At 60.0% G+C, this 21,113-nt stretch carries 26 protein-coding genes and 1 pseudogene; 16 read left to right on the plus strand and 11 right to left on the minus strand.

Annotated features, from left to right (window positions below):
- The 13 genes and pseudogenes from dnaN (at nt 1) to AB8B33_RS05515 (ending at nt 8,223) form a co-directional block, all read left to right on the plus strand.
- Nucleotides 1-1,161, plus strand: a complete 1,161-nt coding sequence (gene dnaN / locus AB8B33_RS05455) for a DNA polymerase III subunit beta (RefSeq protein WP_439014632.1) — start codon at nt 1-3, stop codon at nt 1,159-1,161.
- On the plus strand, nt 1,161-1,742 hold the full coding sequence (locus AB8B33_RS05460; RefSeq protein ID WP_439014633.1) for a DUF1643 domain-containing protein: 582 nt from the start codon (nt 1,161-1,163) through the stop codon (nt 1,740-1,742). Before dnaN ends, AB8B33_RS05460 begins: the two co-directional genes overlap by 1 nt.
- Nucleotides 1,742-2,278, plus strand: coding sequence for a hypothetical protein (locus AB8B33_RS05465; RefSeq protein WP_439014634.1), 537 nt, complete (start codon nt 1,742-1,744; stop codon nt 2,276-2,278). The genes AB8B33_RS05460 and AB8B33_RS05465 overlap by 1 nt, the downstream gene beginning before the upstream one ends.
- Nucleotides 2,275-3,381 (plus strand): hypothetical protein, encoded by a 1,107-nt coding sequence (locus AB8B33_RS05470; RefSeq protein WP_439014635.1) that lies wholly within the window; start codon nt 2,275-2,277, stop codon nt 3,379-3,381. Before AB8B33_RS05465 ends, AB8B33_RS05470 begins: the two co-directional genes overlap by 4 nt.
- Nucleotides 3,378-3,647 carry a hypothetical protein gene (locus AB8B33_RS05475; RefSeq protein WP_439014636.1) on the plus strand — a complete coding sequence of 90 codons (270 nt, stop codon included), beginning with the start codon at nt 3,378-3,380 and terminating at the stop codon, nt 3,645-3,647. The genes AB8B33_RS05470 and AB8B33_RS05475 overlap by 4 nt, the downstream gene beginning before the upstream one ends.
- Entirely contained in the window at nt 3,644-4,408 is a 765-nt protein-coding gene (locus tag AB8B33_RS05480) for a hypothetical protein (RefSeq protein WP_439014637.1), read from the plus strand. The genes AB8B33_RS05475 and AB8B33_RS05480 overlap by 4 nt, the downstream gene beginning before the upstream one ends.
- Nucleotides 4,409-4,624: 216 nt before the next feature.
- On the plus strand, nt 4,625-4,801 hold the full coding sequence (locus AB8B33_RS05485) for a hypothetical protein (RefSeq protein ID WP_439014638.1): 177 nt from the start codon (nt 4,625-4,627) through the stop codon (nt 4,799-4,801).
- Nucleotides 4,798-5,193 carry a hypothetical protein gene (locus tag AB8B33_RS05490; protein ID WP_439014639.1) on the plus strand — a complete coding sequence of 132 codons (396 nt, stop codon included), beginning with the start codon at nt 4,798-4,800 and terminating at the stop codon, nt 5,191-5,193. Before AB8B33_RS05485 ends, AB8B33_RS05490 begins: the two co-directional genes overlap by 4 nt.
- Nucleotides 5,186-5,719, plus strand: a complete 534-nt coding sequence (locus tag AB8B33_RS05495) for a hypothetical protein (protein WP_439014640.1) — start codon at nt 5,186-5,188, stop codon at nt 5,717-5,719. The genes AB8B33_RS05490 and AB8B33_RS05495 overlap by 8 nt, the downstream gene beginning before the upstream one ends.
- Nucleotides 5,716-6,078, plus strand: a complete 363-nt coding sequence (locus AB8B33_RS05500; protein ID WP_439014641.1) for an HNH endonuclease signature motif containing protein — start codon at nt 5,716-5,718, stop codon at nt 6,076-6,078. The genes AB8B33_RS05495 and AB8B33_RS05500 overlap by 4 nt, the downstream gene beginning before the upstream one ends.
- Nucleotides 6,044-6,247 (plus strand): annotated as a pseudogene (locus AB8B33_RS05505) (helix-turn-helix domain-containing protein); the annotation flags it as partial. The gene AB8B33_RS05500 and the pseudogene AB8B33_RS05505, both read left to right, overlap by 35 nt.
- A 23-nt stretch (nt 6,248-6,270) precedes the next feature.
- Nucleotides 6,271-7,428 (plus strand): tyrosine-type recombinase/integrase, encoded by a 1,158-nt coding sequence (locus AB8B33_RS05510; RefSeq protein ID WP_439014642.1) that lies wholly within the window; start codon nt 6,271-6,273, stop codon nt 7,426-7,428.
- A 573-nt stretch (nt 7,429-8,001) separates the two neighbouring features.
- Nucleotides 8,002-8,223 carry a hypothetical protein gene (locus AB8B33_RS05515; RefSeq protein WP_439014643.1) on the plus strand — a complete coding sequence of 74 codons (222 nt, stop codon included), beginning with the start codon at nt 8,002-8,004 and terminating at the stop codon, nt 8,221-8,223.
- Nucleotides 8,224-8,250: 27 nt separating this feature from the next.
- On the opposite strand, the gene AB8B33_RS05520 is transcribed toward AB8B33_RS05515, so the two are convergent.
- Nucleotides 8,251-8,484: a DUF982 domain-containing protein gene (locus AB8B33_RS05520; protein WP_439014644.1), complete on the minus strand. Its 234-nt coding sequence runs from the start codon at nt 8,482-8,484 to the stop codon at nt 8,251-8,253.
- 187 nt (nt 8,485-8,671) lie between these two features.
- Between AB8B33_RS05520 and AB8B33_RS05525 the strand changes: the two genes are divergently transcribed.
- Nucleotides 8,672-8,884, plus strand: coding sequence for a hypothetical protein (locus tag AB8B33_RS05525; protein WP_037096147.1), 213 nt, complete (start codon nt 8,672-8,674; stop codon nt 8,882-8,884).
- 48 nt (nt 8,885-8,932) lie between these two features.
- Here AB8B33_RS05525 and AB8B33_RS05530 read toward each other — a convergent pair whose 3' ends face one another.
- From AB8B33_RS05530 to AB8B33_RS05555, 6 genes are all read right to left on the minus strand, one after another.
- On the minus strand, nt 8,933-9,082 hold the full coding sequence (locus AB8B33_RS05530) for a hypothetical protein (protein ID WP_310382923.1): 150 nt from the start codon (nt 9,080-9,082) through the stop codon (nt 8,933-8,935).
- 62 nt (nt 9,083-9,144) lie between these two features.
- A complete protein-coding gene (locus AB8B33_RS05535) occupies nt 9,145-9,438 on the minus strand; it encodes a helix-turn-helix domain-containing protein (protein WP_113325260.1) in 294 nt (97 codons plus the stop codon).
- Nucleotides 9,435-10,709, minus strand: a complete 1,275-nt coding sequence (locus tag AB8B33_RS05540) for an O-antigen ligase family protein (RefSeq protein ID WP_439014645.1) — start codon at nt 10,707-10,709, stop codon at nt 9,435-9,437. The genes AB8B33_RS05535 and AB8B33_RS05540 overlap by 4 nt, the downstream gene beginning before the upstream one ends.
- On the minus strand, nt 10,706-12,268 hold the full coding sequence (locus tag AB8B33_RS05545) for an undecaprenyl-phosphate glucose phosphotransferase (protein WP_439014646.1): 1,563 nt from the start codon (nt 12,266-12,268) through the stop codon (nt 10,706-10,708). The genes AB8B33_RS05540 and AB8B33_RS05545 overlap by 4 nt, the downstream gene beginning before the upstream one ends.
- 55 nt (nt 12,269-12,323) lie before the next feature.
- Nucleotides 12,324-13,493 (minus strand): glycosyltransferase family 4 protein, encoded by a 1,170-nt coding sequence (locus AB8B33_RS05550; protein WP_007819912.1) that lies wholly within the window; start codon nt 13,491-13,493, stop codon nt 12,324-12,326.
- Between the two features lie 3 nt (nt 13,494-13,496).
- Entirely contained in the window at nt 13,497-14,072 is a 576-nt protein-coding gene (locus AB8B33_RS05555) for a polysaccharide biosynthesis/export family protein (protein WP_007819909.1), read from the minus strand.
- A 187-nt stretch (nt 14,073-14,259) separates the two neighbouring features.
- Between AB8B33_RS05555 and AB8B33_RS05560 the strand changes: the two genes are divergently transcribed.
- On the plus strand, nt 14,260-16,410 hold the full coding sequence (locus AB8B33_RS05560) for a GumC family protein (RefSeq protein WP_439014647.1): 2,151 nt from the start codon (nt 14,260-14,262) through the stop codon (nt 16,408-16,410).
- A gap of 65 nt (nt 16,411-16,475) precedes the next feature.
- On the opposite strand, the gene AB8B33_RS05565 is transcribed toward AB8B33_RS05560, so the two are convergent.
- Nucleotides 16,476-17,711, minus strand: a complete 1,236-nt coding sequence (locus AB8B33_RS05565; RefSeq protein ID WP_439014648.1) for a GNAT family N-acetyltransferase — start codon at nt 17,709-17,711, stop codon at nt 16,476-16,478.
- Nucleotides 17,712-17,836: 125 nt separating this feature from the next.
- On the minus strand, nt 17,837-18,046 hold the full coding sequence (locus tag AB8B33_RS05570; protein WP_037071678.1) for a DUF2842 domain-containing protein: 210 nt from the start codon (nt 18,044-18,046) through the stop codon (nt 17,837-17,839).
- A 115-nt stretch (nt 18,047-18,161) separates the two neighbouring features.
- Between AB8B33_RS05570 and AB8B33_RS05575 the strand changes: the two genes are divergently transcribed.
- Entirely contained in the window at nt 18,162-19,265 is a 1,104-nt protein-coding gene (locus tag AB8B33_RS05575) for a COX15/CtaA family protein (protein WP_439014649.1), read from the plus strand.
- Between the two features lie 317 nt (nt 19,266-19,582).
- Here the strand turns inward: AB8B33_RS05575 and ubiA are convergent, their stop codons facing one another.
- Together ubiA and AB8B33_RS05585 are read right to left on the minus strand one after the other, a co-directional pair.
- Entirely contained in the window at nt 19,583-20,497 is a 915-nt protein-coding gene (ubiA, locus tag AB8B33_RS05580) for a 4-hydroxybenzoate octaprenyltransferase (RefSeq protein WP_439014650.1), read from the minus strand.
- 124 nt (nt 20,498-20,621) lie between these two features.
- Nucleotides 20,622-20,975 (minus strand): VOC family protein, encoded by a 354-nt coding sequence (locus AB8B33_RS05585; protein WP_310382929.1) that lies wholly within the window; start codon nt 20,973-20,975, stop codon nt 20,622-20,624.
- Between the last annotated feature and the right edge of the window lie 138 nt (nt 20,976-21,113).

The raw sequence follows: 21,113 nt of genomic DNA on the forward strand, positions 1-21,113 counted from the left end.
ATGTTCGTCACGGAAAAGCCCGCCATCTTCGCCGCACTGTCGATCGCCAAGGATGCAGTCGACGGCAAATCCAAGATCCCACTCCTGACGCATGTCCTGTTCGATCGGGATGGTGACCGCATGACGATCACCGGAACTGACCTCAATCAGGAGATCTGCGCCCGCTTCGATGCGGAGATCGGCCGCGATTTCGAGGCCTTCGCGTGTCCCGCGCAGTTGCTCGTCGATGTGATCAAGGCCCTTTCCGATGGCCTCGATATCAGGTTCGAGGCGGTTCGTAGCGCCGGGCGCTTCAACGATATCCGGATCAGGGCGGGCAGCTTCCAGACCAAGCTGCCCATTCTTGATGCGAAGGATTTCCCGGTTCTGCCGCAGACCGAGTTGCCGTTTCAGATGAGCCTGAATGCGCCGGCATTTGCCAAGGCGCTCAAGACAGTTGCCTTCGCTGCAGAGACCAACGAGCAGCGTCCGGCGAACTGCGGCGTTCGGCTCGATCCCGACGAAGACGGCCTCTCGGTTGTCGCGACCAACACGAACCGATTGGCGCGCCGCTTCCTCCCTGCGATCGAATTCGACGATGACTTGGCCGGCATTCCGGCGGTGACTGTCCCGAACGCAGCCGTTCAGGCCATCGTACGCCTCCTCGACAAGCAGGAAGACGTGACCATTGATCTATCGACGCACTGCATCCGCGTCAGCAGCGGCGATGTCGTACTCACCTCGAAGCTGATCGACGAGAGGTTCCTTGCCTACAAGGGTCTGCGGCCAAGCCCGAACGCGGTCACCGCGACACTGAGTGCTCAGGCGCTGTCAGCTGCGCTGGCGCGGGTACTTGCCGTCAACTCCGATAAGATGAGCGGTGTCGTCTTTGACTTCGGCGTCAATCGCCTTGTTCTCAACTCGCGCGATGACGCCAATGGCGAGGCCGACGACGAGATCGCCATTAGCTGCAGCGGTGAGATCCGCCAGGGCTACAATGGCCGGTTCGTCATTGCGGCTCTGGAACATCTGGACCGCGACGAGATCGAAATATCGATCGGCGACGCGCGGAACCCGGCCTTCATCCGCTCCGTTGGAGATGACAGGACCGTGATGATGATCGGCGTGATGTCGATGCGTGGTGTCGCTGCTAACAGTCAGCCGGAAGGGGAGGCCGCGTGATGCAGGTGTCTCTGTCTGGCGAACTGCCGTCGATGAGCGTCCCCGAGATGCTCATGACCGCCGTTCTTTCCGACGAGCAGCCCGAGCCGCTATTCCGCCCTGAGCTGCGACGCATCTGGGACAAGACAAAGCGCCTGCTCGTCGTCTGCATGCTGAACCCATCGACAGCCGATCACCGCAGAAACGATCCGACGATCCTCATGCTGATCGGTTTCGCAAAGCTCTGGGGCTATGGCGGCCTGATCGTCGTCAATCTCTTCGATCGCCGGACATCGTCTCCGAAAGAAATGATGAAATGCGCCGATCCTCTCAGCGGCAAATGCCTGCAGTATATCGACCAAGCGCTTACCTTTGCGCGCTCGCAGGGCACACCTGTGCTTGTCGCGTGGGGAAGAGACGGCGGCCATCTGGACCGTGACGCTTGGTTTCGCGGTCGAGCCGCGCACCACCTCGTCGACCTTGTGTGCCTCGGCAAGACCAAAGAAGGGTTCCCGAAGCACCCTATGGCGCGCGGCGTTCACCGCGTCCCGCGCGACCAGCAGCCAATTATGTTTCAACGGGCGATCGAGGTGGCGCGCTGATGGCTACCCCTGCCGACGCCACCCGTCTCCAGAAGATCCGCCAGCGCCACGATGAGGCCAGCACCGATTGGTCTCTGTCTGAGAACGGTCTGCAGATCCTTGCGCGCGTGGTGCCCGGAACGCCGGTCCTTGTCGTGCTCAATTCGACGGACGATTGCGGCTGGCAGGATCTCGAATTCGTCAGTCATGCCCACGACGATGTTGCTTTCCTGCTCCAGCTCCTGCGCGAAGCCTTCGCCGAGATCCGCCGCCTCAAGCCGCCGCAAGATCCGCGCCGGCAGCAGCGACAGCAGGAGCAGCAGAAGCCGAAGGATCACGCCGCCGAATGCGCGATGAAGTGCAACGAGCAGGTCTTCCGGCGTTACCTCATCGAGAAGCACGGTCTTGAGGATGCCGGCGACAACATCCGGATCGCCTCGCGCGTCCGGTCGATCCTCAACATCAAGTCACGATCAGATCTGAACACAGACGAAAATGCCCGCCAGCGATGGATTTCGCTGCGGGCGGATTTCGAAGCCTGGAGGGATTACGCATGACCACACCGAAGGTTGTCGAGGCGGCGGAGCGTTATGTGTCCCGCCAGCCTGTTCATACCCGTGTCTCGGGCAAGCCGCTCTATGAGCACAAGCAGATGATCCGCGCCTTCTGTGCCGGTGAGATTGCGGTCATAGACCACGGCGACAGTTCACCACCTACGGAACTAGCGCCTTTTCAGGAGCGTGTTCAGCCATGGATGATGGCTTGCTTCGGCGAGATGATCGCCGGCGATCGGGAAGAACGAAACCACCGCTTCCTTGAAGAGGCGCTGGAACTTGTCCAATCCACCGGCTGCACCATCGGCGAGGCCCACCAGCTCGTCAACTATGTTTATGGACGCGCGGTCGGCGAGCCTCATCAGGAGGTCGGTGGCGTCATGGTAACGCTTGCGGCGCTATGTCTCGCGAACGGGCTCGACATGCACCATGCGGCGGAAACCGAATTGGCTCGCATATGGACGAAGGTCGCGCAGATAAGGGCTAAGCAGGCAGCGAAACCGAAGCATTCTCCGTTGCCGGAGGCCGTCACCCCATCGCCCTCATCACATGTGCTTGGGACTGAAGGGCGGCGCGGCGACTGGATGCAGACCGTTTCCGGCCGGCAGTTCTGGCCGCTAGATCCTCGCCCGGAAGATGTCTTCATTGAGGATATCGCCCACTCGCTTTCGATGATGTGTCGGTTTAACGGCCACTGCGAGCGGTTCTATTCGGTCGCCGAGCATAGCGTCCTGGTGAGCGAGAACGTGCCGCCGGAGGATGCCCTTTGGGCTCTGCTGCATGATGCTTCCGAAGCATACATCGCGGACATCGTTCGCCCGGCAAAGCGGTTCATCGACGGCTACAAGCAGATGGAGGCCAACATCATGGCCGCCGTCTGTGGCGCTTTCGATCTGCCCTACATCGAGCCGCCAAGCGTCAAGCGCGCCGACAACGCCATCCTCGCAGACGAGGCGGCGCAGATCATGGGGACTAAGCCGAAAGACTGGATTTTGCCGGAGCCGCCGCTTGGCGTGCGGATCATCGGCCTGTCACCGGCTGGCGCGAAGCTCGCGTTTCTAAACCGCTACCGCGCCCTGACCGCAACAGAGGGCAGCGGCCAATGAGCACCCACGATCAACGCTACGATTTCTGCCGCGTCTCCTACTGGACGGATCACTCCGCAGCAAAAGCCGACGAGGATTGGACCGAGTGCAAGGTTACGCCGCTTGGTGCCTATACATACGGCGAGCAGACCTTCGCGAATACCGACCAGGATAATTACCGGATGGCCGCCCTGATCTCCTTCCTTGAGAAGGTCTACGAACTGGGCCGATCCGCTGCAAAACGCGAAATCCGCGAAGTTCTAGGTGTGAAGGAGCCCCGCCCATGACCAGCAACGAACAGCGCGGCTTGGATGCCGCAGTAGCATGGACGTTCACCGACTCGACCGGTTGCGAACATATAACCATGGACGAGCGACAGGCGAAGCAATGGGTAACTGCCGGGGCATCTGTTGTCGCGCTCATCCCGCACACCACACTCAGCCCTCGCAAGGTCTGCGATAATGCGGAGGCCCTGACACGGCCAATCATCGGAATCGAGAACCGCACGGCGCAGGAAGTCTTTGCCATCATGTGCGACCGGATCCGGTTGGCAGACATCCCATCGCCCTCACCACAATTGGTGGTGACCGTGCCTTGCCCCTGCACCCTGATAGAGCAGGATGAGGATTGCCCGGTTGGCTATCCCTCGCTGCTGTGTGGTGTCTGCAAAGGCCAGGGCCACACGACACCCGAACAGGTCACCGCTCTTGCCTGTGAGATGATCAAAATTGCCAGTGATGTCGGTGAGCCAGACGACCCGTTCGCGGCGTGGGAAAGTATCAGCCTGCTCCAGAGCCAGAACAAAAATCCCGCTCCCGCCGATCATGTGGTTGGGACCGAAGAGCGCGGCATTGGTATAGGCATGGCGATTGCCGCCGGCATCATCATGCGTGTGTGGGGACAAGAAGTTTATGCCCATGAAATCCTCACCACGGCCGGGTTCACCACGCTCGATGAGTTGAAGGCTTCCGGCGTCGATCAATTCGACATTGATGCTTTGACGCCGATCTTTGCCGCCTCCGCAACGGAGGGCAGCGGCGATGCTTAGTCCAGCCATGAAAAAAGCCTTGGATCTCTTGAGGCGTCGTGGAGAAGTCGGCGACGTCCTCCCCATGGGTAACCGGACCATGCTGGCACTGGAAAAACGCGGGTTTGCCCGACGCATCAAAAACGTCCGAGCGGAAGTGACTATCCGATGGGTTATCACGGAAGCTGGCCGCGCCGCGCTGTCCCCACCGCCCTCACAGGGGGAGGTGGGGTCGTGATGACGCACGAGATCGACAACAGGCCTCTCACGAAAGAGCAGTGGATCGTCATGTTCGCTGGTCCGGAGTGGGACGAGGAGACGATCGAGGCATTGGGCTACTCGCTGCCCAAGGCGTACGAAATCCATTCCGCGAGAACGAAAGCGGCGCGGCCACCTCAGGAGGTGGGGAGATGAGCAAGCCTCGCATCACAGCTGCCGCTGTCGTGGCGGCCCACGAAGTTTTCGAACGATACAGCCCGCCTGAAAATTACTTCAAGGTGTCCAGCGACGAGCAGCGGCGGATACGAATGTCAATCGTTCGGGTCGCGCTGATCGCGGCATGCACGGCAGATCAGATGCCGTCCGCCGCAGAGAACCCTATTGTATTTGGGATGGTCGACGAGTGCACGTGGATACATCTTCGCATGGAGCAGATTATCGAAGTGCTCAACGAGATGCGCGACGAAGGATACTGTTCAGACCATATGCGTCCGCTCGAAGATGAGTTCACCTTTCTGCGGGGTAGGCTGTCCATGCTGGACAGCATCTCATCGGTTCAGGGTGCGGAGGCGGGTAGCGATGGCTGATGTTACCGGACCAATCTCCACTTTAGCCGGCACGTCGCATGAAGTTCCTGACGGCATGATGTGCGATGACCATCCGGAACGCGCCGCCGTTGCCCGCATACAAGGCGAGACCGATTCATTCGGCTGCGAAATGCTCGACATGTGCCAGGAGTGCCTGGACGAGCTTCGCGCATGGCGCAACTCCGACGAAGCGAAGGAAATGCGGATCGGAACCTGCGAATGGTGCAAGGGCCATGCCGATGATCTCCGCGACGCTCGTGATTACGAGGAAGGCATGTGCGGGCCCGTTTACCGCGTCTGTGGTGCCTGCATCAAGCGCGTCAACGACGAAGCCGAGTCAGAACTCGACGCCATGGGCTATTACGACGATCGCGACGATTACGAGCCGGAGGACGCGGCCTGCAGATCCTGCGTCGGCGACGGCGAGGTTTTCGACGGAGATGACTACTGGTTCTGCACCTGCGCAGCTGGCCTTAAACTGAAGGGTGAGGCCGAAGCGCGGTATCGGGCGAGGTCGAAAGCATGAGCCGTCGCGACAAGATCCGCGAAAAGATCATGGCGCGCGTCCGTGTCGACGAGGAGACCGGGTGCTGGATCTGGACCGGTCCTACCTCAGGAACGAAAGGTCGCGGGGCTGGCTATCCGCGCATGAGCCTGGGGGGGCAGACCGTAGCGGTGCACATCGTCATGTGGACCAACGAGCACGGCTATGTTCCCGGCAAGAAGGAACTGGACCACTCATGCCGCAACCGTCTTTGCATCCGTCCGGAGCCTCGTCACGTGGAGATGGTGACCCGCAAGGAGAACGCCAGGCGGCGCGAGAAGGCCAGGCGAGGCATGCTCGGCCACAATGGCGGCCCGGTGCTCGTGTGCGAGGAGGCGTGACGTGAGCCCGCTCGATCTTCTCACCCCAGATGAGGCAGCAGCGCAACTCAAGATCTCCGTGCGCCAGCTGCGGGACTTGACCGATGACGGTCTTGTGCGGTGGATTAACGTCGGGCGCGGTACAAAACGCGCGACCCGCCGCTACACCCAGGATGATCTGAACGAATTTAAGGAACGGCAGGCTAAGACATCATGTCCGTCTACAAACGTCCCGGTAAGGAAACATACTCCTACGATTTCATCGTCGGGGGCCGTCGATTTTCTGGCGATACGGGAGAAACTAAGAAGAGAGACGCAAAAGCCTTCGAAGAGCGGGAACGGGCATCAGCCAAGGCGTTGATGGCTGCGGCTTCGACCGTCGAAGCCAACACTATGTCGTTCGAAATGGCTGCGCTGCGCTGGTTTCACGAGATCGGTCAGCACCACAAGAACCGTGACACTGTTCTCAAAAATCTTGACTGGCTACAGCAGAACATCGGCGGAGCCACCGATCTGCGCGCGATCGACGATCCGCGCGTTGCGAGCCTGGTAGCGAAGCGACGAGGCGAACGGGTGCGCCGCAAGCACAAAGACGGCAAGATCCACGAAGGCAAGCTCGTCAGCCCCGCAACCGTCAACCGAACCTGCACGCAGCCGCTGCGCGAGATCATCCTCCGCGCCAAAAACGTCTGGAAAATTCAGGTAGGAGAGGTGAGCTTCGGCGAGCACATGCTGAAGGAGCCGCAGGAGCGTGTGCGGGAGGCGTCGGCCGACGAGGAAAGCGCGATCATGGAGCAGCTCGGGCGCGGCTACGAAGACGCGGTGCGCTTTGCCTTCCTGAACGGTTGCCGACGCATGGAGATCCTTGGCCTCGAATGGCCGCACGTCGACTTCTTTTCCCGCCGCTTCACGGTGACTGGGAAGGGCGGCAAATCCAGGACGATACCGATGTCGGAGGAAACCTATGAAATCCTCTGGGCGCAGCGCCATAACCACCCGGTCAAGGTTTTCACCTTCGTTGCCTGGCGCACGCGAAAGACGATTAAGCAGGTACGCGGGAAAAGGTATCCGTTGACGGAATCCGGACTGAAGAGCGCTATGCGTAGAGCCGTGCCAGCGGCGGGCGTCGTCAATTTCCGGTTCCACGACACACGCCACACGGCGGCCACGCGAGTGCTTCGGAAATCGAACCTGCGCGTTGCCCAACGGCTGCTCGGACATACCGATGTTGCCACCACGGCGAAGTATGCCCACGCGCTCGACGATGACCTGAGGGCAGCTTTGGAGGCGACATCGAGTCCCACCAAAAATCCCACGGACATCGGGCAGCATGGAGCTAATGTATTGAAGAAGAAGGGAAATCAGGAGTGAGGGAATCGTTCCCCCAGTCAAGTGCGCTACCGGGCTGCGCTACGCCCCGACCTGCCGAAACGGCTTGCTTCTGTTAGACTTTTCGGTTTTTGGACGCAAGGGAAAAATGCCGCCGTGATCATAAAACGGAACTTGTCCTGGGGAATGTTTTCTGAGGAGCTTGTGTCCTGCCTCGCTGGAGCCGTCCAGAGGCCACACAACTCGCCGCTGACTGTTGAAAAAAGTCCGCGCAAAGCGGCAAAAATCCTTGCATACGACGGAGCAGCATGGAAATCCTCCCGCCCATAAGCAACGCGACGACAAGCTGCGTCGACCTTTGCCGGAATAATATGAGGTTTAGGTTGTAATTTTTGATATACTAAATTTTCGGTAAACTATTTCTTTAATATTTCTGTCAAATATCCCCGCGTGGAGCGGGGGATTTATTTCATATCGGGACGAAATCTACCTATGATTGAAGTTGATCTACGCGATCGTCCCAATTTTGGATTATCTGAAAATTGAAATTTATTCGCAATTTTGTTGCTGAGGGTGTAGTGAAGAGAAATCGTAGAAAAGTGTAGTTTCGGGCTTATGACGATCGACAATAAGACACAGGATTGCCGGCAGAGCCTTACCGCTGCATTCAAGGCTCTCGCTGACGAAGCCGTGAAAGCCGGCTGGCCGGAAGGGGATGTTGCCCTTGCGCTCGCGGAGCTTGCCGAAGAGCATGTCGCCGAGGTTGGCGCCAAGGTGATTGTCGAAGGCTTCAGTCAGTATCAGTTTCATCAGGCGAGCGGCCGGCTGAAATTCTGAGCTGAATTCTGACCGGCCTATCAATCCTCATAGCAGCAGCCCAGCTGTCCTGGCAGCCATCGCGAAAGACACCTGTGCCGCGCGCGGGCTTCTCAGCCCGTCCGTTGCGTCGAGGCAGTGCTGGAGTGCTATGCGATATTCGCGGCCGCGCTTGGCCGGCCAGCGCTTGAGATATTCGACAGCTTCCCAGGCAGTTGAAACGATGAAGCTGCTGCTTGGAGATTTGACCCTCACGGGCGAGGGGAAGCGTTTTTCGCTCACGGCTCTCTCATTCCATATGAATTCCAAACGGCCCTGTAACGCGCGAGACAAGAGATTGTTCCCGACGATTTTGATTTGCGCAGTTGCTAAAGTTTTGGGCCACGCGCATAATAAGAACATGGCTGGCAGGGAGGGCGTCGGCTGCGCAGAACGATGCGTTATTGCCCTCTGAGGGAAATGCGGCGCGATGTTGAAATCGTCAGTTCATCCCCAGGATCTACCGCTCTTTTCGGAAGATATCGACCTGCTGTCGCAGGTTCTGAGCCAGATTTGCGATGACAGCGGCATCGCCCCCCGCACGCCGGAGGCCGACAGGATCGGCGCAGCCATCATTCAGCTTTACAAGCAAGGCGTGAAGGACAGCGGCAAGCTGACCATTCTCGCCAAGACCTATCTCTAAAGCTCCCCGATCCAGAGTGCTTTGCGCTGAGCAGAAAGGGCTCTAAGCTCAGTTCTGCTCGATCGAGACACCGTTCTTTCCGATGCTCATCTCGATGCCCTCAGGCTTGCTCTCCTCATGGAAGATGTAGGCGCCGAGGCCGACGACCACGACGACGAGCGCGCCGATGACAAGATAAAGACCGCTATTGCGATTCAAGATAGGCTACCCCCAACACATTGACAGGACAGGCCAAACGCCTGAGATGGCGCTTGGTTCCGTCAATCGTCGTTCGCAGCGTTGAGATTTTCCGGCCGGATGCCGTCATCGTTGGAGCTGCGGGCGCGCATGCGTATGCCGGGGCCGCCCTCATCCTGATTGCCGCTGGCGATGAAGATGATACCGTGGGCTTCCAGCGTGTTGCGCACGTCGATCGTGGCGCGCGTCTCGCCGGCCCATTCGCCATTTTCCAGCGCCTGGACTGTTTCGACGGAAAGTCCGGCATGAGCTGCGAGTTCCTCGATGCTCATGCCGATCATGGCGCGTGCGCCGCGTATCTGTGTCCCTGTAATCATGCCTGAAATCTAGCGCCTTTGCGGAACTTCTCAAGTGTTTGTGAGCGGGTCGAGCGCTTGTGGCGAACTTCCAGCGCCGCGCAGCCCCACACGATGCCGAACAGCAAGTAAACGTGGCGCCAGTGGTCGATATCGATGACGTTGCCGATCGCCGCATGGCCGAGAACGGAGATCCACGCGACCATAAGGAAAGGCTGCCATGGCCGGTCGAGCAGCATGTTGCGGAAGCCGAGATAGAGCGTCCAGCACAGCATGCCGACATAGCTGATGAAACCCAGCCAGCCGTAGGTGGTCAGCGACTTCAGCCAGATATTGTGCTCGTCTTCTGGAAACATGGTGCCGAAGACCAGCGGCCCGATGCCGAGCGGCCGTTCCATCATCATCTGGAAGCCGATGCGATGGCGGTCGAAGCGGCCGAGATGCTCACCGTCATATTGCTGCACGAGCTGGGCGCGGGCGGAGAAGAGCTCGCTGACCTTGGGAACCTGCAGCGCGACCAGCAGCGAGGCCACCATCAGGATGATCGCGCCTAGCGACAGGATCAGCACCCTGAGCCGGAAGGCGCCGCTGCGCTCCTTCAAGAGCATGATGAAGATCAGCACCACCACGGCAAAGGCGAAGAGACCCCAGGCGGCGCGTGAGAAAGAGAGGAAGATGCCTAGCGCCAGGATGAGCAGTGCTCCCGCCTTGATCGGTGACGTCTTGAGATTTCCGGCGAGAATGCCGTGCACGAGGTAAAGCGCCGGCGGCACGAGGAAGGGGCCGAAAACGTTCGGATCCTGGAAGGCGCCCTTGGCGCGGTCGTAAAGCGTGAAGACTTCCGAGCCGGGAAAGGCGTGGAAATAGCCAAGGATACCGAGCAGGGAGGTGATAACAGCCGCAAAGCTCCAGGCATTGAAGATCAGCGGCAGCCGCTTGTGGCTGTCCTCGATGATCGCGGCATAGAAGATGGAGGTCAGCGCCAGGAACGTCGAGACGGCGATATACATCGGGCCGGTCGCCAGATCCCGCATCTGGGTGAGCGACAGCATGCCGCCAATGTTGAAGGTCAGCAGCAGCGTCAGCAACGGCGCGGTGGTGCGGGATATCTTTAGGCCGAGTATGAACCACAGGCCGATCAGCCCTGCCATCCACAATTCATAAGGCGCGGGCTCGTCGATGACGAAGCCGGAAAGAAAAACCCCGAAAGCGACCGCCGCCGAACCGATGAGGCGGAGCGTCAGCCGTTGCGGCTGGGCCACGCGCGCAGGGGAGGCGTCGATCGCGCTCAATAGGCGTTTTCCGTGTTGAGCAGCCGGATCGGCGTCAGGAACAGGATCTTGAGGTCGAACCAGAGCGACCAGTTCTCGATGTAGTAAAGGTCGTAAGCCGTGCGGAACTTGATCTTCTCGTCATTGTCGACTTCGCCGCGCCAACCATTGATCTGCGCCCAGCCGGTAACGCCGGGCTTGACGCGGTGGCGGGCAAAATAGCCGTCGACGATATCGGCGAAAGCGCGGTCGTGCGCCTGGGCGAGCACGGCGTGCGGACGCGGGCCTACCAGCGAAAGCTCGCCTTTCAGCACGTTGAAGAGCTGTGGTAGCTCGTCGATCGAGGTCTTGCGGATGAAGCGGCCGACACGGGTGACGCGCGGATCGCCCTTGGTGACGGCGGCCTTCGCCGTCGGATCGCTCATGTTGGTGTACATGGAGCGGAATTTGAAAACATTGATGACTTCATTGTTGAAGCCATGGCGCTTCTGCTTGAAGAAAACAGGTCCTTCCGACGTCGCCTTCACGGCAATCGCCGTCGCGACCATGACGGGCCAGAGCAGGCAGAGTGCGATGATGGTGAAGAAGATGTCGAAAGCGCGTTTGGCAACGGAATCCCAGTCGCGGATCGGCTTCTTGAAGATGTCGAGCATCGGCACCGCGCCGACATGCGAATAGGCACGCGGGCGGAAACGCAGGCGATTGGCATGTGCGGCAAGGCGGATGTCGACTGGCAGCACCCAGAGCTTTTTCAAAAGTTCGAAGATGCGCGCTTCGGCAGAAAGCGGCAGTGCGATGATCAGCATATCGATGCGCGTCATCCGCACGAATTCGACGAGTTCGCTCACCGTGCCGAGCTTCGGATAGCCGGCGACCATGATCGGAGAGCGCTTCTCACCACGGTCGTCGAAGATGCCGCAGACACGGATGTCGTTATCCGCCTGCTGCTCCAGCATACGGATCAGTTCCTTGGCCGGCTCGCCGCCGCCGACGATGACGGCGCGGCGCTCCATGATACCGTTGCGCGCCCAGTTGCGCATGCCCTGTGCCACGAGGAAACGCTCGATAACCAGAAAGAGCGCTCCTGCAATAAACCAGATGCCGTAGGATTCCGCGGTTGCAGCGCTGAGACCGCGCAGAAGCGAGAAAGCGCCTGTTGTCAGCACGAAGATGATGGCGAATGCTGCGAAGGCACGCGGCAGATACCGGACGCGAGCTCTGAGAGCCGGAATGGAATAGGTATCGGCAAGCTGAAGCGCTACGACGGTCAACGCCGAAACGATTGCCGCCATGACGGCCCGCATCAGTATGCTGTCGCTGCCGTCGCCAGGCGCGAAATAGAAGGCGGCAAGGCCGATGACGAACTGTGTCAGGAATTCCAGCAGCCGCAACTGGCCGATGATGATCGTCGGCGAATAGGTTCCGTCTCGGAACTGTTCGGCGATCTGACGTGCATAGGGATTGATACCAGGCGTCTCGCCGGCAGCATGTCTGGAGGCGTCGTTGCGCGTCTCCGTATCGGAGACCTGCTTGCGCAGGGCTTCGACGTCGAACTGTCCGCTCTTTTCCAGCTTGTTCATGGGGCTTCATCGCTCGTTGATGTGAGCGGGATAACAGAAAGCCCCTAAGAAACATTTACGAGGCGGCCGGGATCGCCTGTGCCGCAGCGGGATTGACGAGTTCGCCGTAGAGTTTCAGCACTTCGCGCGCCATGACCGACGCGGAAAAGACCGATTTGACCGTGTCGGGAGAGGGCATGACCTTGTCGTGCCAGCCGGGTACCGTCAGTGCTTCCGCCATCACCCGCGCCAGATCGTCGGAATCTCCCGGTGCCACCAGTGCGGGACTATCGGCACCGAGCACCTCGGGAATACCGCCGACGCGCGACGCGATGACGGTCTTGCCGGCGCCGAGGCCCTCCAGAACGATATAGGGCATGGCTTCGGCGCGGGAGGGAACGACGAGGTTCTGCGCCATGGAGAAGGCATCCTTCACGCGCATGGCCGGCAGCATGCCGATGCGCTTGCCGAGGCCGCGCTCCACCATCATCTCGCGATAACGGTCGCGTTCCGGCCCGTCGCCGATCATCAGCGCCGAAAGCGGTCGGCCGAGCAGGCGCTCGGTCTTGGCGAAGGCATCGATGAAGAGATCCGGGCCTTTGAGGTCGCGCAGCATGCCGACATAAATGAAGTGCACGGCATCGGAGCGGGTCGGGATGTCTGAAAAGTCCCGCGCGCCGATGCCGTTATAGATCAGACGGTTGGTGACCCGCGGCCGCCCCACCTTGGTCGCATAGGTCTGGCGTTCATATTCGCAGATGAAGACGAGCGCATCGGTAAAATATTCCTGCAGCCGCTCCATGCGCAGCACGAACTGGCCGAGCATGGAGGCGCGGGAATAATGCAGGCTTCCGCCATGCGCGGTATAGAGGCGGGCTACGCGATACCTATTGACCCGCAAGGCTGAGCCGGCAAGTCGCGCAAGCACACCGCCCTTGGCGCCGTGTCCGTGCAGCACATCCGGCCGCAAACTCCTGATTTCCTTGAATGTGTTCCAGAGTACCATGGCATCAGCCGGGCTGATGGAGCGCCGTATCGGAATACGCGTCAGGCCGAGCGAAAGATAAGGACGGATATCGTCGAAGAGACGGTCTTCATATTCGCCGCCGGTCGAGCTGTCGCAGATGATGCCGATTTCGTGGCCCGCCCGGCTGTGTTCCTCCACCAGGTCGCGGACATGGCGGAAAATTCCGCCGACCGGCGACCGGAAGCAGTGAAGAATGCGGAGGGGCCTTTGTTCTTCCATAAGCTAGAAGAGCCGTTCACGAACATAGATCGTGTCACCGGCGATGATCGGGCCGGAAATATTGACGCGGCCCGTCAGCACCTGTCCGTTGATCTTGCGCGTGACGTCGACCATGCTCTGGTTGGCGCGGCTGGTGAAGCCGCCGGCAACTGCGATGGCGTTCTGCACGGTCATGCCGGGAACATAGGCATATTGGCCGGGCTGGCCGACTTCGCCCATGATGTAGACGGAGCGATAGCGGTCGACATCGATCGTGACATCAGGATCGCGAAGATATCCCTGCTGCAGCTTCTGCGCGATCTGGCCGGAAAGCTGCTGCAGGGTGCGGCCGCGGGCAGGGACCTGGCCGATAAGGGGGAACGCGATGTAACCGGCCTGATCCACCGTATAGGTATTGGTCAGCGTTGCCTGATCGAAGACGGTGATGCGCAGGCGGTCGCCGCTATCGAGCGAATAGGGCTGGATCGTCGCCTGGTTGAAGGCCTTCGGCGCCGGCCGATAGGTCGTGCAGCCCGCCAGTGCAGCCATCATGGCGACAAGGCTCATAGCCATCAAGGTCTTGGGCTGGACGAAGGGCATCCGCTTGCTCACAGGAAGATAAATCGGTCGAGCCGTTATCGATCTATTAGGGTTAATGCCCGGTAAAAAATCCGCCGATTTCCGCAATTCCTTTATCAGGAGCGTCTTGTTTGCGAGGGAATTGCCATTAACCGTTGAGTTACCATGGTCGTTTACGCTTGGGGCAGTTCGTATTGGAGTAATGAGTATGTCCCGCGTAGCGAGTGATCAGGATGTGGACATCGACCTCGGCCAGCTTGTGCGCGCGGTCTGGGCCCGTCGTCTGAGAATATTGACGATCACCGCATTGGGTGCGGCTGTCGCTTTTGCCGGCGCCAAGATAGTTTCACCGCAATATCGCAGCGAGACGCGTCTCCTTATCGAGCCGCGCGCTCCCGCATTCGCCAATACCCAGACAAACGACGCCAGTGCCGGGCCACTGCTCGACGAGTTGAATATCGCGAGCCAGGTGCAGATCCTGCAGTCGGCGGACCTTATCAAGCAGGTCATCAACAATCTGAAGCTCTATAATCTGCCGGAATTCGATGCGGCTGCGAACGGCTCTGCGCTCACCGATATCCTCGTGGCGCTGCACCTGAAGAAAAACCCGCTGGAAAATCCGCCGGAAGAGCGCGTTATCGACGCCTTCACTCAGCGCCTGCAAGTCTATCAGGTGCCGGGCTCGCGCGTCATCGGCATCACCTTCACCTCCAAGGATCCAAAACTCGCCGCCAGCATTCCGAATGCCATGGCGCAGGTCTACCTGGCTATCCAGAGTGGCGCCAAGCTCGACTCCAACACCGAAGCCACGCGCTGGCTCGAGCCGGAGATCGACAGCATGCGCCAGAAGGTGAGCGAGGCCGAGAAGAAGGTCGCCGATTACCGCACCACCCATGGCCTGCTGCAGACCAACGGCACCACGACGTTTACCGCGCAGCAGCTCAACGACATCTCCGTCGAGCTGACCCGCGTGCGCACCGACAAGGCGAATGCCGAGGCGAGGGCGCAGGCCGTGCGCAACGCGCTCTCTTCGGGCGAAGCCTCAGACACGCTAAGTGATATTATGTCGTCGCAGGCGATCCAGCGGCTGAAGGCGACGGAATCCGGCCTCCAATCGCAGATCTCCGACCTGCAGACGAGCCTGCTGAACAACCACCCGCGGCTGAAGAGCCTGCGCGCTCAGCTTGCCGATATCCGCGTGCAAATCCGCCAGGAAACGCAGAAGATCCTTGCCAGCATCGAGAACGAGACGAAGGTTGCCGATCTGCGCGAACAGGAATTGGAACAGCAGTCCGATACGCTGCAGGCCAACAGCGCCAGAGCAGGTGAGGACGGAGTGGGTCTCAACGCACTGGAGCGGGAGGCGAATGCCCAGCGCCAGCTTCTCGAAACCTACCTCGTCCGCTACCGCGAGGCCGCTTCCCGCGCCGACCGGAATTCCAGTCCTGCGGACGCCCGCATTGTTTCGAAGGCGATCGAGCAGGTCGATCCCTATTTCCCGAAGGTCGTGCCGATCGTCGTCGTTGCCGCAGTCGCAACACTCATCATGAGCGCGATTGTCATCATGCTCTCCGAACTCTTCAGCGGCCGTGCGCTGCGCCCGGTGGAAGCCCCCGATGTCGAGGACAGGGTCGAGGAAGAAGGGCAGGGCGACGCAGCACCCGTTCCCGCCTTGAAGGTCGCCAAACCGAGCATGCTGACGGCTGCCATTGATGAGGATGAGGAGCCGGAAGCCGAGCTGGTAGGGGAAGCGCCTGCCGACGACAACGAATTCTCCGTTTCGTCAGTCGCGCGTTATCTCACCGACTGCCGCGCTCCGCTTGCCGTATCCATATCTCCGACTGGTGACAATGGTTCGGCCGCGACCGTTGCCCTGGCGCGCGTGCTCGCCGATACCGGACGCCGCGTAATCGTGATCGACATGACCGGCTCCGGCTATCCAAGCGAACTGATGGCCGAGAACCAAGAGGCACTGGGCGTCACCGATCTTCTCTGCGGTGAGGCCGCCTTCGGCGAGACGATCCATGGCGACCGTATGTCCGATGCACATCTGATCCCGCAGGGTGTGAGCGATGTGCGCCACGCCATGCGGGGCGTCGACAGGCTTTCGCTACTGCTCGATGCTCTGACTTCGGCCTATGATATCGTCATTGTCGAATGTGGCGCGGCCGATGTCGCCGGTGTTTCGCGGCTGACGCGCAGCAAGGAAATCGAGATCATCCTGTCGCTGCCCGAGATCGACGAGGCTACTTTCGTCGGCATGATGCAGGATTTCCAGAGCGCCGGCTACGAGCGCGTCGTCCTGATGTCGGGTGGCGAAGAGGCTGCCATGCGCAGCCCCGCGCGTCACGCCGCCTGATCTTTAAATCTTTGTTTTACGCATGTCATTGTCGCAAAACCGCTGCACACTTTTGCGCGACATGCTTACCCGACCTTGGCACGGATATTTTGGGCGAATTTATAAAGGCCAGGGCGGGCCTTGATGAAGGCCTTGCCACGAGTGATTGCCCGGTGCGCCGTGCCGGCTGCGATGCCGATGCCGGAGATTGGCAGGACCACATCGTAATGGTCAGTTTCGACTGGCGCCCAGGAGCGCTTGTAGGTCTGGTCGCCGAGACCGAAATCGAAGAGCGCAACTCCCTGGCCGTGCAGACCTGATATCATCTGCCAGAAGAGGAATTCGCCGGGGCTTGCATCCGCAACCAGATCCTCGTCGATCGCGCCGAACTGGCAGATGACGTGGTCGCCCTTGCGGGAAATCCCCGACAGCGCGGCGATGCGTCCCTCATAGTCGCCCTTCAGGCGCAGGACGCGCATCTGCAGGCCGAAATTGTCGCCATTCCGCTTGTCGATCAGGCCGTGCAGGAAGGCCTTGGTTTCCGCATCCGCAAAGACATCGGGCAGGCCGAGCGAGGCGAAGCGGGCGCTTTTCAGACGGAAGAACATGTCGAGCAGTTCGTGTTGCTCCGAGGATGCTTCAGGCGCGATATAGTCGAAGCCGCCAACCGCCTCCAGCCGCCGGCTCTGCGCGCGGAATTTCTTGCGCCTGCTCTTGGCGTTCAACTGCTGCAGCGTCTTCTCGAACGTATCGAAGAGCGGAAGCTGATAGGCGTGGTTCTGGTTCTGCACCATGGGCAGGCCCGAGAGCATGTTGCGACGGCTGCGCCATTCCAGTGGAATATTTTGCAGAAGAAGCAGATCGGCCTTGCCGGCGAGTGCTGCACGAAGGCGGGCAGCAAGATGATGGCTGTCTACCGTATCGCTGTCTGCGGCAAAGTCCTGTGAGAACAGGCCGGTATTGATGTTGCTGTGGTCGGCGCCGATGAATTTGGCGATCCGCATGCCGCGTGAAGCGACAATTTCCACCGGCAGGATGAAGGCGGTGCGGTTGCCGCTGCTGCCACGCAGGATGGCGAGCGGACGGCGGAAAGCCGCCACCCAGGCGGCACACCAATCATAGCTCTGGTGCAGCGAGGAAAGGTTGTCACGCTCCAGCGCGCGCCATTCCTCTTCCAGGGGCTCCATCCTGTCGAAAAGCTGGATATCGAGTTCGGCCATGGCAAGTTTCACGCTGAGTTGCCGCAGCCGGGAAATGCCGGCTTCAGCTTGCGCCACAGCGTCGAACTTTTGTTCAGGAGCATCGAGCCTCTGCGTCTGCACGTATCTTTCTCCGATCGAGAGATTGCTGCAGAGGAAGGTAAGGCGGCCAGACGTATATTTGGTTTAACCGCCGCCCCTCAGTGAGGATTTCCACAAATCAGGGTTATTCCGTCGTTAATCGGCCCCTACCGCTGTCTCGGACCGGCCATCCACTTGATGATGACCATCGCCGGCAGCACCCAGAGCAGGCCGGTGAGCGCGAAGTAAAGGAGATGCCCCCACCAGGGCGCATTGCCGAGCGTCGCGACCGCGATCGTATTCGCCACGATCGCATAGAAAAGCACGAGGATGATGATCAGGATCGTGCCGATGAATTTGCGAAGGCGGACGGGCATCGTATAACTTTCGAACGGATGGGACTGAGCCGGCGCGACGGCATGCCGCAAAGGTTCGGGGCTTGTTTTGCATCAGCCGCTGGGGCAAATCAACTGCCGGATAAAAGGAGACATCATGGCCGTCGCGAACTTGAGCCCGGAGCAGGCGATCCGCACTGAAGTGCGCAGGCAGGATAACAATCGCCGCGCCGTGCGCATCTGGCTGGGTTTCGTGCTTTTGGCGCTCTTCTGTCTCGTGCTTGTGGGGGGTGCCACGCGGCTCACCAATTCCGGCCTTTCCATCACCGAATGGAAGCCGATCCACGGCGTCATCCCGCCGCTGAATGCCGCCGAATGGGAAGAGGAATTCAAGCTCTACCAGCGCATTCCCGAGTTCCAGCAGCTGAACAGCGACATGACGGTCGATCAGTTCAAGAGCATCTTCTGGTGGGAATGGGCGCACCGGCTGATTGCGCGCGGCATCGGCGTGATCTTCGCGCTGCCGCTGGTCTTTTTCTGGGTGACGGGCAGGATCGAGAAGCGCCTGCGCTGGCCGCTTGCCGGCATCCTGGCTCTGGGGGCCCTGCAGGGCTTCATCGGCTGGTGGATGGTCTCCTCCGGCCTGTCTGTGCGCACGGATGTCAGCCAGTACCGGCTTGCCACCCATCTCGTCATGGCCTGCCTGATATTTGCCTCCTGCATGTGGATCATGCGCGGGCTTTCGCCGCATTCCGATGATGCTGCCCCGACGAAGAATTCCCACCGCTGGGCGGCAGCGATCGCCATCTTCTCCCTCTTCCAGATCTATCTCGGCGCACTGGTCGCCGGCCTCGATGCCGGCTTTGCCTACAATACCTGGCCGCTGATGGACGGCGCCGTCGTGCCCGGCGATCTCTTCATCCAGCAGCCCTTCTGGATCAACCTCTTCGAGAACCCGAAGACGGTGCAGTTCATCCACCGCTTCGGCGCCTACACGCTGTTCGCCCTGGCCCTCATCAACATGGTGATCACGCTGCGCGCGGCTGCCTCGACCACCCATGCACGCCGCGCCGTGGTGCTCTTCGTGCTCGTCACGATCCAGGCGGCAATCGGCATCACCACGCTGCTGCTCGAGGTGCCGTTGCATTGGGCCCTGTTGCATCAGGCAGGTGCGTTGGTGGTATTCGGTTTTGCGGTCGCCAACTGGCGCGGCTATTACGGCGAATATCCCCGCGCAACTGTTATCGCCGAGCGCGACTGAGCAGGAATAGAGACGTCCTTATCCCCTGGCTCGCGGAAGAGTGAATGGGATCAATGCGATGCTCCTCGCATGGATTTGCCGTGACATGCTAGATTGTCGGCTTGGCGCATGGGCGATCCTATGAAGGGGGATGTTCACATGAACAGATTTCGTACATTCGTAATGGCCGGCGCTCTGATCACGCTTTCCGCAATCGCCTCGGGCTGTACATCGACGGGGAGATATGATTATGGCGAGGATACGTCCCTGAATCCGGCCTGCGCCGGCGGTTTCCGTCCCAGCGATAATCGGCCCTGCTCTTATTGAGCCAATAGGGCTCACCAAGTTCCGGTGAGCGCAGAGGCCGCCAGTAATAGCCCGGTCAGAATGTTTGCCAGGAACAGGCGGTAGTTCACCTCAGGACGGGCGAGATCGATGCGCCAGGTCTGCGAGGCAAGGTGTGCGGCAATCACGAGCATTCCGAACGCATAAGGCAAGGACATGCCCGACAGCCAGCCGCCGAGCGACCATGCGGCGATCGTCAAAGCGTAGAACAGGTCAATCATGAGCTTGCCATGCCGACCGAACAGGATCGCAGTAGATTTCAGGCCGAGGCTTCTGTCGTCCTTCACGTCGACATAGGCATAGACGGTATCGTAGCCAATCTGCCACGCGATGGCTCCAGCCCACATAAGCACGGCTCCGGCCGGAATATGGCCGGCAATTTCGGCCCAGGCCATGAGCATGCCCCAGTTGAACGCTGCGCCCAGCACTGCCTGCGGCCAATGGGTGAAGCGTTTGCAGAGCGGATAGACGAACACAAGCGGCAGAACGCAGAGGGCGACCAGCCGCGTATAGGGTGTCAGAAACAACAGGAGAGACGCCGCCAAGGCGAGCTCGACGGCCAGAAAGGTCAACGCCTGACTGACGCCGATCTGCCCGCTCGCCAGAGGCCGAAAACGGGTTCGCTCGACATGGCCGTCAAATTTCCGGTCCGCGATATCGTTGATCGTGGAGCCGGCGCTTCGCATCAGCAGGGCGCCAAGCGTGAAGACGGCTAGCTGCCGGATATCGGGCAGGCCATGGGCGGCCTGAAACAGCGCCGCCCAGCATGGAAACAGCGTCAGCCATATTCCGACTGGACGATCGAGCCGCGCGAGCCTTGTGTAAGGTCGCCATGCGCCCGGCAACAGCCGGTCCACCCAGTCACCCTGATGAATATCGCTCAAGTCCGGGCGGTTTAATGTGTTCATGGCGTGATCCGGATATTTTCGAAAATTCTCAATGAAAGCAGTTATTTCGTGCCTTGGATTGGCTGTCGCAGAATAGAGGCTTTCGGTGGCATTGCAATGATCGTCCCGTCTCAGGCAAACCCATTTAGCCTGCGTGAGAGAGGATATTCAGCAGCTTGCCGGTGGGGTCGCGAATATAGAAACGCCGTACGCCCCAGGGCTCGTCGGCTGGCCCGTAGACGATCCGATGCCCACCCGTCACAGCGCGCTGATGGACCTCGTCCACATCATCGACCTCGATCGAAATGTCGGGCACTGCGGTTCCCGATCCACCCTCCGTTGCAATACCGATCTGGGTGATTGCGCGCCTGTCGGATGCAAGGGTGACGATCCAGCCATGATCCATGACGATGTCGAGATCGAACAGCCCGGAATAGAAATTGCGCACGTCTTCGATGGAAGCGGCGGCGATATTCGGAACGATGCGCAGCACTGTCATGGTGTTCCTCCCTAGAGCGCCGTGCGTCCATTCGGACGCACTAAGGACGCTCTAACTCTTGGAATCTACGCATCAGGCTTTCCGAAAATCGTTCCGATTTTCGGGCCGATGCTGTAGGCGTGAAGAGAAATAGCACTT

The organism is Rhizobium sp. 768_B6_N1_8 (assembly GCF_051811225.1).
Taxonomy (GTDB): domain Bacteria; phylum Pseudomonadota; class Alphaproteobacteria; order Rhizobiales; family Rhizobiaceae; genus Rhizobium.

Coding starts and splice junctions, on each gene's coding strand:
- AB8B33_RS05500 (WP_439014641.1), top strand. CDS start 5,716: ATGAGCCGTCGCGACAAGATCCGCGAAAAGATCATGGCGCGCGTCCGT.
- AB8B33_RS05485 (WP_439014638.1), top strand. CDS start 4,625: ATGACGCACGAGATCGACAACAGGCCTCTCACGAAAGAGCAGTGGATC.
- AB8B33_RS05525 (WP_037096147.1), top strand. CDS start 8,672: ATGTTGAAATCGTCAGTTCATCCCCAGGATCTACCGCTCTTTTCGGAA.
- AB8B33_RS05495 (WP_439014640.1), top strand. CDS start 5,186: ATGGCTGATGTTACCGGACCAATCTCCACTTTAGCCGGCACGTCGCAT.
- AB8B33_RS05465 (WP_439014634.1), top strand. CDS start 1,742: ATGGCTACCCCTGCCGACGCCACCCGTCTCCAGAAGATCCGCCAGCGC.
- AB8B33_RS05575 (WP_439014649.1), top strand. CDS start 18,162: ATGGCCGTCGCGAACTTGAGCCCGGAGCAGGCGATCCGCACTGAAGTG.
- AB8B33_RS05515 (WP_439014643.1), top strand. CDS start 8,002: ATGACGATCGACAATAAGACACAGGATTGCCGGCAGAGCCTTACCGCT.
- AB8B33_RS05545 (WP_439014646.1), bottom strand. CDS start 12,268: ATGAACAAGCTGGAAAAGAGCGGACAGTTCGACGTCGAAGCCCTGCGC.
- AB8B33_RS05560 (WP_439014647.1), top strand. CDS start 14,260: ATGTCCCGCGTAGCGAGTGATCAGGATGTGGACATCGACCTCGGCCAG.
- AB8B33_RS05510 (WP_439014642.1), top strand. CDS start 6,271: ATGTCCGTCTACAAACGTCCCGGTAAGGAAACATACTCCTACGATTTC.
- ubiA (WP_439014650.1), bottom strand. CDS start 20,497: ATGAACACATTAAACCGCCCGGACTTGAGCGATATTCATCAGGGTGAC.
- AB8B33_RS05480 (WP_439014637.1), top strand. CDS start 3,644: ATGACCAGCAACGAACAGCGCGGCTTGGATGCCGCAGTAGCATGGACG.
- AB8B33_RS05555 (WP_007819909.1), bottom strand. CDS start 14,072: ATGCCCTTCGTCCAGCCCAAGACCTTGATGGCTATGAGCCTTGTCGCC.
- AB8B33_RS05475 (WP_439014636.1), top strand. CDS start 3,378: ATGAGCACCCACGATCAACGCTACGATTTCTGCCGCGTCTCCTACTGG.
- AB8B33_RS05550 (WP_007819912.1), bottom strand. CDS start 13,493: ATGGAAGAACAAAGGCCCCTCCGCATTCTTCACTGCTTCCGGTCGCCG.
- AB8B33_RS05460 (WP_439014633.1), top strand. CDS start 1,161: ATGCAGGTGTCTCTGTCTGGCGAACTGCCGTCGATGAGCGTCCCCGAG.
- AB8B33_RS05570 (WP_037071678.1), bottom strand. CDS start 18,046: ATGCCCGTCCGCCTTCGCAAATTCATCGGCACGATCCTGATCATCATC.
- dnaN (WP_439014632.1), top strand. CDS start 1: ATGTTCGTCACGGAAAAGCCCGCCATCTTCGCCGCACTGTCGATCGCC.
- AB8B33_RS05585 (WP_310382929.1), bottom strand. CDS start 20,975: ATGACAGTGCTGCGCATCGTTCCGAATATCGCCGCCGCTTCCATCGAA.
- AB8B33_RS05470 (WP_439014635.1), top strand. CDS start 2,275: ATGACCACACCGAAGGTTGTCGAGGCGGCGGAGCGTTATGTGTCCCGC.
- AB8B33_RS05490 (WP_439014639.1), top strand. CDS start 4,798: ATGAGCAAGCCTCGCATCACAGCTGCCGCTGTCGTGGCGGCCCACGAA.
- AB8B33_RS05535 (WP_113325260.1), bottom strand. CDS start 9,438: ATGATTACAGGGACACAGATACGCGGCGCACGCGCCATGATCGGCATG.